This is a genomic window from Rhodococcus sp. EPR-134 (assembly GCF_001647205.1).
Taxonomy (GTDB): domain Bacteria; phylum Actinomycetota; class Actinomycetes; order Mycobacteriales; family Mycobacteriaceae; genus Rhodococcus_F; species Rhodococcus_F qingshengii.
Map to the genome: position 1 here is coordinate 1 of NZ_LVCT01000124.1, position 10,813 is coordinate 10,813.

Below are 10,813 nucleotides of genomic sequence, written 5' to 3' on the forward strand. Positions count from 1 at the left end.
ATCGTGTTGCCGGACTGCCGGGCGTGACGATAACCGAACTCGACGATCCGGCACGTGTCGCCGACATCGTCGGGGAGGCGCTTGTGGCATTGCTGGAATCTGAGTCATTTGCATGATCTAAAACCACGTCGGCCGGCGAACAGCTTCCAATCATCGGTGGCCGCGAATGTCGACGTAAGCGCTCAGCCTTCTGCAACACAGCACTATTGACCGTGCGCTACCGGACCAGCCGTACGACATCAACTTCCGGTGCGGATCTGTTCGATCATGTCCTGCGTTGCGTCTGCGACGTCGATGTAGGACTGGCCGTACGCACGCGGATCTGCAGCAGAGGGCTTCGCAGGTACGGCCAAGAGTCCGGATTGGATGTGCTCCCCAGTCCGCCGGACAACTTGTGCCGCACCTTCTACCGCGCCGCTCGGCATGTAGACCATCGTCGGATCCTGGGCAAACAACTCCGGGTGCTCGTCGACATCGGGCAGGGTGAATGTGAGAGAGGTAAGCAGTTCGGCGATCTCGCGAGGATCGAGCTCCGAAGCCGCCGGCACCCCGGATTCGAGGAGGACGCGGAGCGAGTCGGCGAGCTTGCTACGTAGCATCCCCATCGCGGCGTACCTGGCATAGATGTTGACCTGGTGCACGTCCGCAGACAGTCGATACTGCGGAAAAGTGGCTGTAGACATGGGAATCCCTCAATTCGGGTAGGAAGTCAGTAGGGGCCGGCCAGGTATGCGGAGTCAGGGGCCTTGTTGTTTTGATTGTTGATCAAGTCGGTCACCCAGCTCGCGCAATCGCGGTAACCGCCTGCATGAGCGGCGGGGGACTGATCGGGTTGATCGGGGACGCGGCATACACCGGCTTCGATGTTGCCGGCCGTTGCCAGCAACACATCTCGCGAGAAAATCAGGGCCGCAGTGGCTGAGTGGACCATCGGGATTTCACCGGTGAGAAAATGTCCGGACTCGCCAGAGGTTCTCATCTCGATCCAGGCGAACAGCTCGAGTGCCTCACTGATCTGTATCGGTTCCACTCCCGGGGCCGACCCGCCGGATTCAAGGACGATTCGCAAGGCCTGCGAGAGTGCGTGCTGCACGAGCCCGCTGTCAGCAGCGCTGATCACACAGTCGATGTCGCTCGCCGAAAAGGAGACCCGCGTCTGTGGAAACGTCTTCATGCCAACGAGTGTGCACTAGGGAGTTCCGGTGGCCGGCTGCATGCGCGCGTGCCCCGCCGGCGAGGGGCACCTCGTATACATGAAGGCACCGACAAGGTCTGTCGGACAAGGGAAGGACAAGTGAGCATGACGTACGACCGCGATACCGGCCCGCCTGCGGCCCGGGTGGACGAATTTACTGACGATCCGCAGTACCTTCCGCGGCGACAGACCACTGTCGCCACGCCAGTTCGGCCGCATCCGGGATACCGCTATCAGGCGCTACCCGCCACCGCCGCCTATGTTCCGGATGGCTCCTACCGGCTTGATCTCGATCGGGAACTCCTCATCCGTGAAGGCGTTGAGGTCGCGCGCATCGATTCGGCCGGCCACCACGACTGGACGACGAATGAGGAGAAGCAGGCATTCGACGTATGGGCGCATGATCTGCAGTGGATTCAGCAAGTCCCAGCGCACACGAGTCTGCCGACGCTGGGAATCGAGCTGCTCCGGCGTGAGGCCCGCGTCCACCGGTGGTGCGAAACTCAGTCCCAAACAATGTTGGTCTATGCGAGCGGGGACGACGTGAGGTGCGGCCGCTGGCGGGTGGAAGATTTTCTGAGAGCTGATCGACCCGACGACCTGGCTTTTCTCATCCGGGTGGATCCGAAGGCCGCCTACTTCTGGCAGGGCGGCCGCCGGCATCTGCTCGTCCCTGGCACGCCGGCGCTACTCGACGAGTATTCAGCAGGCGACGGTCTCGCTGCTGCAATGCCGGTGCCGCACAGTGTCGGAGCCTGGACTTAACTTCGCATCCATGACCACTCCCAAGCTCTCTCACCAAACCGCATGGGGCCGAATGTATGGCCGCTTTGTGGGCGACGAGCCTCAGGTGCCGTCGATTACGACTGTGCAAGGGATGGACGCCGATGATCTTCCCGACCCGTTCTCGAAACTTCCCGAGCTCGGGGTCCGGCCGCAGGGGAGCGCACTGGTGGGTTGGCGGGCCCGACTCGTTCAGGACGCGACCGCCGCATACCTGCGCAATGACGAAGAGACGCTGCGTAATCAGTTTCCCCATGTGATCGCAGCGAGGGAGAGAGCGGCAGCGAGATCGCGGAAGCCGGATGCGATAGCCCGTGCCGTGCGCGGTGCGATCGCTGCGACACCGGATGTCGTTGCAGACCAGGCAGCTCAACGAGGCGACCGCGTCCACAACCTCGCTGAACTACTGGGGGAATGGCAGCTCGGGAACATTGACCGATTCGAGGTTGACCAGGCGAGGGCGGACCTCGACGAGCACGGCGAGGGTGACTACGCGTCGGCGTTGATCGACTGGTGGATGCGGTGGAACGTAAAGGCCATCGCCAACGAGGTGACGGTATGGAATCACAGCATCGGCGTGGCCGGAACACTGGACACGATCTTCCGGATCGAAAACCACCTGTACATCGGTGACTTCAAGACGAAGTCCGATCGGGACGGACAGGCGAAACCGATGCAGCCCAAAGTCGGGACACAGTTGGTGAATGGGTTGCACGCGCAGGAATCTGTGGTCGATGCTGACCGCGGTGTGTGGACAGAATGGAAGTACTCGCGACCGGATGGTCTGGTGGCCATTGCAGTGTCCCCGACGGAAGTGGTTCCGAAGTTGATCAATCCTGAACGATACGAGCAGTTGTGGACGAAGTTCTGCAACAACCGCCGTGCTTGGCAGGACCATCACGACCTCGATATGCGGGACGTGCTCAAGCCCATCCGGCCCCCAGCTTCGGCTGCCCGGTGGCCCGACGACTTGCGCGTCGAGTTGCCACCGGTGGCGGCGTAGTCGGGTGCAGGTGTGTGAGCAAGAGCGGGCTGGCACCTGCGGGCTGATGGCGACGTTGCTCACGGACTTTGTATTGGAAGGTTGAGGAACGCTGTCGGAGATGGCTTCTCGCTGGTTCAGCATGAGCGTGGAGATGGATCGCGCCGAAATCGGTCGGCCACCGGGTCGAATCGTCCCAGCAGACATTGTCGAGGTTCGCCCCCCCGTCAGGTCCGCTTCGAACAGATCAGCGCCGATCAGGATCGCACCGCTCAGGCCCGAATGCGCGAGGTTCGCGTGCCGCATGTAGGCGCCAGAAAAGTCCACTCCGGTCAGGTTCGTGCCGTACATGCTTGCGTTGTAAAGGTTGACATCAGAGGCATTCGCGCCGGAGGTGCCTGCTTGTTTCCACAACGGCCGAATCCTGTCGGTCTCGTACATGCAGCGGATGACGTGCAACTTTCGAATTCTTCGAAAGTTGCACCACCTTAATATGTTCCGGCTGGGTTCCCGAACTTTCCTGCGGGGGTTATCCGACGTCGAGGTTGATCCGCCATTTGTTGTCTGTGCGGTAGATCGTTGCAACGAGAACGACCTGCGATCCGGACTGCATGTCCATCGTGCATCTAGCGACATCTCCATCGCTGTAGGAGCGACTCGTCGGGCACGCGATCGTGCCGGTCAGCGCACCTGATGTAGCTGCCGGGCCAAGCTGTTCACGCATCATTGTCTGCAGCTCCGAACCGGACAGTGTCGGAGTACTCGATTGCTGCGTCATGAATCCGGCAAGGATCATCGCTGCCACCAGTACGATCGAGCCTCCGGCCAGCATGGTCTTCCGGTGCAAGCGAGCGCCCTCACTTGGGCCGCGGGAGTCGTTCTCGGCGTATTGCCGAGAACGTACGAATAGGAAATATCCAAGTGCAGCAGTAAGGGCCGGGGCCACGACGAAATTCCCGACTATCGTCCCGCGGTCCGTGAAACCGAGGAGACGATAAATGCCGAACACAGTCGCAGTGGTAAAGAGCAACAGGAACCCGAGGGCCACCAGCTCTATGACCAACCGTCCGCGGGTCCGTTTCGGCGCCTCGGCCAGCCTCGTCGCCGACGTACTTGTGATGCTGTTTGGTGCAGGTTGCTCGGTGTTCCACAGATGCTGAAAATCAGTTGGTCGAGGTGACTTGTTTTGGAGAGGCGGTGGCGACTGCGTTGCCGGAAAACCTACAGATGCGGAGGTGTTCGACGGTGTCGCTGGTGGCGGGGCCCACTGATCGGTCCAGTTCTGACCGTCCCACCAACGAAGAGACGGCGATTGAGGTACTGGATACCATCCAGGCTGCGGACTGGATGGTCCGTGGGAGTTTTCAGGCACCGGTAGATGCTAATTGTTCATTTTACGAAAGCCGTGCCTATTGAGTATGTTGACAAACTCACAGGAAAAGGCGCTAACGGATACCTCAGAAATACGATGACCAGCGGCGCGTAAAAAATTGAATACCGAGTGTCAATATGTGTGGTCAATGTAAGAGAATTCGAGATCCTGGCGGCCGCCGCAACAATCACTATGCCCTGGGTGTTTCGACCGACGGATGCTGGAACTCTCGAAGTGGGCGGTAGAAGATGGTCCGATGAAGTCACCCTTGTCGCGGTCCCACCCAGACCTCAGCGCGCAATGGCATCCGACAAAGAACGGCAGCCGCACCCCCGACCTGGTGACTCTCGGATCCAGCGTAAAAGTTTGGTGGATGTGCGCTCATCAACACGAATGGGAAGACACCCCTAATCACCGCACGAGCCGCGGGAGTGGTTGCCCCTACTGCGCGGGTCGACGAATCTTGGCTGGGTTCAACGACGTAGCCCACACCCACGCCCACCTTGCTCGTGAATGGCACCCCACCAAAAATGGTGAGCTGACCCCAGACACCCTGACGGCGGGGTCGGAAAAGTCCGTCTGGTGGAGAGATGAGTTGGGTCATGAGTGGCAGGCACGGGTGAACAATCGTGCGAACGGAACAGGCTGTCCGTACTGCTCGAACAATGCGGTTCTGCCCGGCTTCAACGATCTCGCAACCGAAAACCCTGTCGTTGCGGCCCAATGGCATCTCGACCGCAACCACGATCTCCGGCCGACCTCGATAGCGGCGCAATCGAACCGTAAAGTGTGGTGGCAGTGCGGGCTTGGGCACCAATGGCAGTCGACCGTCAACAACCGGACGTCAAACGGCCAAGGTTGCCCCGTCTGTGCCGGCCAAAAAGTGTTGGCGGGCTTCAACGATCTGGGTACCACCGATCCCGCGCTCGCAGCCGAGTGGCACCCGACGCTCAACGCACCCTTGTCCCCGGCGAATGTGTTTCGGAGTACGGCGAAACGATTCTGGTGGAGGGATCTCCTCGGCCATGAGTGGCAGGCCAGCGCAAGTGAGCGATCGGCTGGAAATGGCTGTCCGTTCTGCTCGGGCCAACGCATTCTGGCGGGCTTCAACGACCTCGCAGCGAGAAACCCGATGTTGGCCGCTGAATGGCATCCGCGGCTCAACGGAGCCAGGACACCCGAGATGGTGACGTTGATGAACGGGACGAAGGCGTGGTGGAGGTGCGAGGCTGAACACGAGTGGGAAGCGCGGATCGCGAGCAGAGCATCCGGGGCCGGTTGCCCGGCGTGCGCGGGACAGACCGTCTTGGCAGGGATCAACGATCTGGCCTCCCGAAGCCCGACGGTCGCGGCAAGCTGGCATCCCACTCGTAACGGTAGTGCGACACCTGAGAACACCGCGGTGTTCTCGAATCGAAAAGCCTGGTTCAGATGCGCGCGGGGCCACGAGTGGCTCTCGACAGTGAACAACAGAACCCATGGTCAAGACTGTCCCGAGTGCTCCGAGAAGGGAGGATTCAATCCGGGAAGGCCGGGATACCTGTACTTCCTCAGTCATGCCGTGCTCGGTGCCCACAAGGTCGGGATCACGAGCGTGGGGACCAATCGCCTTGACAAGTTTCAGCTGAGCGGGTGGCAGGTCATCCACCTTGAGCTCTTCTCGCGCGGGTCAGATGCTGCAATTGTTGAGCGGGCAATCAAGCGGTGGTGGCGAAGTGATCTCAACCTTCCTGTGTGGCTGGGTCCGTCCGAGATGGCGCAGACTGGCGGGTGGTCAGAGACCATCTCCGCGGACGAGCTGACGACATTCGAGTGCATTCTGCGAATTCAGCATGAACGGACCCTCCTGCAAGGTAGATGAATTCCTCATCGAAACGCCGCGCCGTCAGAACCGACAAGTGAACGGTGAGTGGCGATCATCCGGCAGCTCTCGCGGCTGACACCTGCTTGCGACGGAGACGACGAGAGACTGTGTAGTCAAACACGTAGAAAGCGCGCACGCCCGGTACAACGTGCCGCAACACCGGAACCGCCAGGAATATCGTCATCTCATTCAACGGCAGTGCACAGCTGCAGTACGCGAATGCGACTCCGCGAGAGGCGCTACCGACCTGGCCGGCGCCGAAACGCCCCAAGACTGAGAAGAGACGCGCATGAATCCACATCGGAAGTACTTCAAACTCAAAATGGTGGGGTCATACGCGATCGTCATGTTCCTCCTGGGAACCTTCGTCTCGACTGCGCTCACGTCAACCAAGGGCGACGGATCCGCCGCATCGCCGTTGTCGTCGCTGAGTCCGTGGATATGGGGATTGATCTGCGGCACTATCGGGCTGGTTCTGGCGGGTATCGGGCCGGCGATCAGCGCGCTTCGGGGAGCATCAGCTGGCCGCGAAAACGAGCTGTGAGAAGCACCAGCGGCCTGTGCGTTCGAGGCACATCACGCACAGGTGAACATCGACGCAGAACGCAATCGTTGCAAGGGGAAATCGCCGGGGAAGCTCGAATCAGCAAAGTGCCTACTGCAACAACTCCTACCGAATCAGGTCCTCGTGTTAGGAGGCACACTGAGGTCGGAATCGCCGAGAGTTCCGGCCTGCGTTCAGTACGTCGACGCCACATCCAAGTCATGCAACGTCGCCGCCACAACGTCACCGAGCGTGTACTCACCGTCAACGGTGTGGTGATAGGTGCCGTGGCCGTTGTTCTCGGCGATCGGCAGCAGCTCGGACTGGGACAGCTGATCGAGCAGATCACACAGCAGTGCATGAGTTCGGACCGGGATTTGCAGCATCTCCATCGGCGGCTGAGTGACCAGATGGCGAGCGAGTTCCAGCGACAATTCCTGGACCCGCTGACGGGCGTCGAGAGCCGTTCCCCGAAGCGTTGCGAGATCGCCGCCGTAGTCGGCCATCCCCAGGCTGACCAACTCTATGAACTCCTCGACCGAGGCGGCCGCGCGTACCAACTCGATGAGCGTTGCGGCGGTTTGCGCGAGAGTGTGCGCAGAGACCAACACCACCCCAGAAGCTGTACCGTCGCAAGGATTTTCCATCGCCAGGATCGTCGGAGCGAGGCTGTCCGCCCATCGCTCCGCTGCCGCTTCCGTGATTGTTTCGCTGGCCGCATGTTCACTGATACCGGCAGTTTCGGCGACCAACGTGAGCATGTTGGATACGAAGGCCTCGACGACATCGCGCCGAACGACGATGTTGCGGTCTTGCAAGATTTCACACAGCAGAGTCGTTTGTGTGGCGTGCCAGTTCGTCGTATCCATGGGCACGATCATGGACTACGCGTTTCGGGTGTTCCTGCCCATAGATTTCACGAGAACACTTCACTGCCCAAGAAAGGTGCACGATCATGACTGCTACCTCAACCGATACTGATCGACCCTGGGAGTGCTCACGCGAGGCAGCTTTGGCGGTAAGCAGACTCGACGCGGCGACGGCGTGGATGCGCACGGACATGGCCGCGGTCATGCGGTTGTTCGTCGAACAACAAAACGCATACAGCTGGTGGACCACAACGCAGAACATCTCTGAGCCCAACGCCGACATGCTCCGGCAGTGGATCCAGTACTTCTACGGACTGAGCGTCGACGACGTAGGCATCGACGCTGACGACGAGCTCAGCGGCCCGGCGCAACTGATGCGGAAAGTTTTGCGGACCCGCGCACAGTCGTTGCGGTACTCGACCATCTACCTCGTCACACCGGAAGTCGTGGAGTCATTGGCTACGCTCGCTCACACGCGTACCTACCGGCAGGGCTTGTCAGACCTCCGGTGCGTGCCGACGGCAAAGGGGCACATCGTGCTGCCTCGAAGCGTCGAATGCCGTCGCGGCGAGGGGGAGGGCAGTGTGGGAGCGAACCTGACGGAAAGCCTGTCCTATCTACAAGCAACACCGCGTCCTGACCCGATTCGCGCGCTCTCATGGAATCTCGACGACACCGCCGGCAGGCCGGTTGTGCGGATTGCGGACTGGATTGTCACCGGCGACATCGGCGGCGAGGACGGTACTGACATCGACAGGCAGGTAGCGGCCGCCGTCCGTGACAATGTCGGCGAGACTGCAATGCCCGAGATGGTGTGGACCAACGAATGGGCTTGCACATTGCCGAATTCCGGTGTGCTGCCGACTACGATCGCGCGAGGCAGGCTGCAGGACGCAGCCAGGGACGTCGCAGCACCGGGGTTCGTACGGTGGGATCCATCGACCGTTTACGACGACACCGACGGGCAGTTCATGGTGAGGCTCACGCAAGCGGTGTGGGATGCGGTGACTGCCGGACTGCTGACGGCGCGCCAGTTGACGGCTCCGCAGTGGTACGGCCAACAGTCCGGGATCGGGAAGGACATCGTTGTGTTGGCCGCGCCGTGACCCGAGTGTCGCTGACGCCGTTGAAGTTCGGTCGAACCCGTTGGGGTGCCGCATCTGTCGAGTGGATTGGAGATCGTGAGGGAGTCATTTTCCCCGAGCGAGAAACGAGGCCACCATGTCAATCACCTTTGCACCCGAGATGAGCGAGATCGTTGGATACCGCCTGACCGATCAGATGGGTGGCCGCAGCGAACGCATCGGTGACTACGATTCTGCGATAGCGGCTTTGGAGGACATGCAGCGCACTGGCGCATTGTTGCCGGGGTGCACTGATCCGGAGGAAGCCCGCATCTGGGGCCCTCAGCTCGAGATCGAGACTGCCGACAGCGGCGAGGAACCGTCTGCGAACTTCTCGAACCACAATGCTGTGCGCCTGCTGGAGTTGTTGGGTTTTGCGTCCGGGAACGGTGACGACGCGGTCGAATCGAGCGGAGAATGCCCGGCAGAGGACTTTCTAGGCCGGGTCATGGTGGCGCAAGCGATCGCGCCTTCCGACGAGGGCGTGCCGTCGTACGAGATGGCTGGCACTCCTCGGTGGATTGAAGGCGGTCGACGCGCCGGGTACACCGAGTCCGCGCTCGATTCGCTTCGTGAGGTGGCGGAGTGGGCGTTGAAATCGGAGCGCGCTGTCTGCTGGGGCTGATCGTCCGGGAACCTTCTTTCGGGGGTTCCACCTCAGTCTGGGAAACGAGGGCTGTCCGGATTGTCGCGACGTGGGTTGGGCTGAGATAGTCCGGATCGGTGATCGAGTGTGCCGCGCCTGAAACGGGTCTCGCTCATCGTTGGCTGAGTTCGATTCCCATCATCGAGAGGCAGCTGAAATGACGTCGACCCCCTGCTCACCCAACTTCCCGCTCCCAATGCTGGCGGCAGCGATGACGACAGCGTGTGAGGACTGTGGGATGGATATGGTTCGACATTGGAACCTCTCCGGTACGGACTTCGTGTGGCTGGACACCGATGGCCGCAGCGTCGGGGGGACGTCCCCGATTCCAGGGGTGACGACAATCAGCGAGCTGCTCGTCTACCTGCTCAAGCATGACCGAATCGCGCTGTACTCCGATCTTTCAGCACGTTTTCCTTCGGGACTCGGTGTGCTGCCTTGGGAGCACCGACATCGGCCGGCGCCGACGTCGCCCCACATTCCGGCTGCCATGGTCCCCGAGTGCTGCGTAATGCCGATGCAACTGGTGCGGGACGGGTGGCGATGCAGGATCGCTCACACTGTCTTTCAACATGATTCGGCCAGCCTCCCAGTGTCCGCCTGACACCAATGCGTAGCTGCCCCGTCGGCACTGAACACTAGGATTCATCACTACACAGCAGAATGGAGATGTTCTTGATGAGCACGACACCATCGAACGACCCGTCACCGCGTTTCCTCCCGGCCGGCGCGGTGAACGACGCTGTGGTTTCCCCGGCCGAGGTCGAGGATCTTCTCTCTGACATCACTGAATACGACCCGGCAGCCAATATGCGACTTGCGGAGCTGGAACAGTTCGACTCGAACTCGATCACACCGGAGCTCGCACGAAAGCGAGACGCACGCCGACAGGCCGGGCTCGATGGCTACTACGACTTGCCTCCGGGCTCCGGTCAGGAAACTGCATTCGTCATGTTGGGGATGGCCGCGATTGCTTTTGTGCTTCTTGGGCTGGCAGTAATCGGAGTGCTCGCCACCACTGAGGATTCGAACATCTATGGGCTGGCGATTCCGTTCGCCATTCCAGCTGGATTCGCGCTGGTGGGGGGTGTGGCTGCTGTACGTGCAGTACGGCAGCCGCTCCGTGTGACACGCGAAGAGCGTGCGCAGCTTCGCAAGGCCCACAGGCGAACAGGATTCGAAGCAGTCGGTAACGGAGAGGACTGCGGGGACGCGCAGAAGATTGCGTACCTTGCGGATCATGTCATTGCTGATATCGGCAAGAGTGCAGCATGGAAATCGAGACTTCTCGACGAGCACCGAATTCGGCTTGACCTAGATCGAGAACTGTACGAAATCGTTAGCAGCGCTGCGATACTCGGCAAGCAAATGCGTGCGAACGCTGTAGACCGGGACATCCTCGGTGGAGATGGACCCGACGCGGAACGTCTTCTG

At 60.8% G+C, this 10,813-nt stretch carries 11 protein-coding genes and 2 pseudogenes; 7 read left to right on the forward strand and 6 right to left on the reverse strand.

What is annotated here, in order from left to right; translation table 11 throughout:
• Positions 1 to 239: 239 nt before the first annotated feature.
• Positions 240 to 683: a hypothetical protein gene (locus A2J01_RS05520; protein WP_058228438.1), complete on the reverse strand. Its 444-nt coding sequence runs from the start codon at positions 681 to 683 to the stop codon at positions 240 to 242.
• Between the two features lie 26 nt (positions 684 to 709).
• Positions 710 to 1,174, reverse strand: coding sequence for a hypothetical protein (locus A2J01_RS05525; protein ID WP_047269146.1), 465 nt, complete (start codon positions 1,172 to 1,174; stop codon positions 710 to 712).
• Positions 1,175 to 1,300: 126 nt separating this feature from the next.
• Between A2J01_RS05525 and A2J01_RS05530 the strand changes: the two genes are divergently transcribed.
• Together A2J01_RS05530 and A2J01_RS36780 are read left to right on the forward strand one after the other, a co-directional pair.
• Positions 1,301 to 1,960 carry a hypothetical protein gene (locus A2J01_RS05530; RefSeq protein WP_047269145.1) on the forward strand — a complete coding sequence of 220 codons (660 nt, stop codon included), beginning with the start codon at positions 1,301 to 1,303 and terminating at the stop codon, positions 1,958 to 1,960.
• A 10-nt stretch (positions 1,961 to 1,970) separates the two neighbouring features.
• On the forward strand, positions 1,971 to 2,981 hold the full coding sequence (locus A2J01_RS36780) for a cytochrome (protein WP_141695859.1): 1,011 nt from the start codon (positions 1,971 to 1,973) through the stop codon (positions 2,979 to 2,981).
• A 213-nt stretch (positions 2,982 to 3,194) separates the two neighbouring features.
• On the opposite strand, the pseudogene A2J01_RS37325 reads toward A2J01_RS36780, so the two are convergent.
• The 3 genes and pseudogenes from A2J01_RS37325 to A2J01_RS37415 form a co-directional block, all read right to left on the reverse strand.
• Positions 3,195 to 3,602 (reverse strand): annotated as a pseudogene (locus A2J01_RS37325) (pentapeptide repeat-containing protein); the annotation flags it as partial.
• Positions 3,490 to 3,807 (reverse strand): DUF4333 domain-containing protein, encoded by a 318-nt coding sequence (locus A2J01_RS36790; RefSeq protein ID WP_231915709.1) that lies wholly within the window; start codon positions 3,805 to 3,807, stop codon positions 3,490 to 3,492. The pseudogene A2J01_RS37325 and the gene A2J01_RS36790, both read right to left, overlap by 113 nt.
• Positions 3,808 to 4,212: 405 nt before the next feature.
• Positions 4,213 to 4,332: pseudogene (locus tag A2J01_RS37415) on the reverse strand (DUF2510 domain-containing protein); the annotation flags it as partial.
• A gap of 256 nt (positions 4,333 to 4,588) precedes the next feature.
• On the opposite strand from A2J01_RS37415, the gene A2J01_RS37420 reads away from it, so the two are divergent.
• Together A2J01_RS37420 and A2J01_RS05555 are read left to right on the forward strand one after the other, a co-directional pair.
• On the forward strand, positions 4,589 to 6,193 hold the full coding sequence (locus A2J01_RS37420) for a zinc-ribbon domain-containing protein (RefSeq protein ID WP_167349921.1): 1,605 nt from the start codon (positions 4,589 to 4,591) through the stop codon (positions 6,191 to 6,193).
• 292 nt (positions 6,194 to 6,485) lie between these two features.
• Positions 6,486 to 6,740: a hypothetical protein gene (locus A2J01_RS05555; protein WP_058228433.1), complete on the forward strand. Its 255-nt coding sequence runs from the start codon at positions 6,486 to 6,488 to the stop codon at positions 6,738 to 6,740.
• A 194-nt stretch (positions 6,741 to 6,934) separates the two neighbouring features.
• On the opposite strand, the gene A2J01_RS05560 is transcribed toward A2J01_RS05555, so the two are convergent.
• Positions 6,935 to 7,609, reverse strand: a complete 675-nt coding sequence (locus A2J01_RS05560) for a hypothetical protein (protein ID WP_125053072.1) — start codon at positions 7,607 to 7,609, stop codon at positions 6,935 to 6,937.
• 86 nt (positions 7,610 to 7,695) lie between these two features.
• Here A2J01_RS05560 and A2J01_RS05565 point away from each other — a divergent pair, with 86 nt between their 5' ends.
• The 3 genes from A2J01_RS05565 to A2J01_RS05580 form a co-directional block, all read left to right on the forward strand.
• Positions 7,696 to 8,715, forward strand: coding sequence for a hypothetical protein (locus tag A2J01_RS05565; RefSeq protein WP_156519181.1), 1,020 nt, complete (start codon positions 7,696 to 7,698; stop codon positions 8,713 to 8,715).
• 115 nt (positions 8,716 to 8,830) lie between these two features.
• Positions 8,831 to 9,358: a hypothetical protein gene (locus A2J01_RS05570; RefSeq protein ID WP_064112275.1), complete on the forward strand. Its 528-nt coding sequence runs from the start codon at positions 8,831 to 8,833 to the stop codon at positions 9,356 to 9,358.
• A 699-nt stretch (positions 9,359 to 10,057) separates the two neighbouring features.
• A partial coding sequence (locus A2J01_RS05580) for a hypothetical protein (protein ID WP_156519182.1) occupies positions 10,058 to 10,813 on the forward strand: 756 nt, incomplete at its 3' end.

What these genes read in the sequence shown, in the direction of transcription:
- A2J01_RS05565 (WP_156519181.1), top strand. Translation starts at nt 7,696, where the DNA reads ATGACTGCTACCTCAACCGATACTGATCGACCCTGGGAGTGCTCACGC.
- A2J01_RS05520 (WP_058228438.1), bottom strand. Translation starts at nt 683, where the DNA reads ATGTCTACAGCCACTTTTCCGCAGTATCGACTGTCTGCGGACGTGCAC.
- A2J01_RS05570 (WP_064112275.1), top strand. Translation starts at nt 8,831, where the DNA reads ATGTCAATCACCTTTGCACCCGAGATGAGCGAGATCGTTGGATACCGC.
- A2J01_RS05530 (WP_047269145.1), top strand. Translation starts at nt 1,301, where the DNA reads ATGACGTACGACCGCGATACCGGCCCGCCTGCGGCCCGGGTGGACGAA.
- A2J01_RS37420 (WP_167349921.1), top strand. Translation starts at nt 4,589, where the DNA reads ATGAAGTCACCCTTGTCGCGGTCCCACCCAGACCTCAGCGCGCAATGG.
- A2J01_RS05525 (WP_047269146.1), bottom strand. Translation starts at nt 1,174, where the DNA reads ATGAAGACGTTTCCACAGACGCGGGTCTCCTTTTCGGCGAGCGACATC.
- A2J01_RS05560 (WP_125053072.1), bottom strand. Translation starts at nt 7,609, where the DNA reads ATGGATACGACGAACTGGCACGCCACACAAACGACTCTGCTGTGTGAA.
- A2J01_RS36780 (WP_141695859.1), top strand. Translation starts at nt 1,971, where the DNA reads ATGACCACTCCCAAGCTCTCTCACCAAACCGCATGGGGCCGAATGTAT.
- A2J01_RS05555 (WP_058228433.1), top strand. Translation starts at nt 6,486, where the DNA reads ATGAATCCACATCGGAAGTACTTCAAACTCAAAATGGTGGGGTCATAC.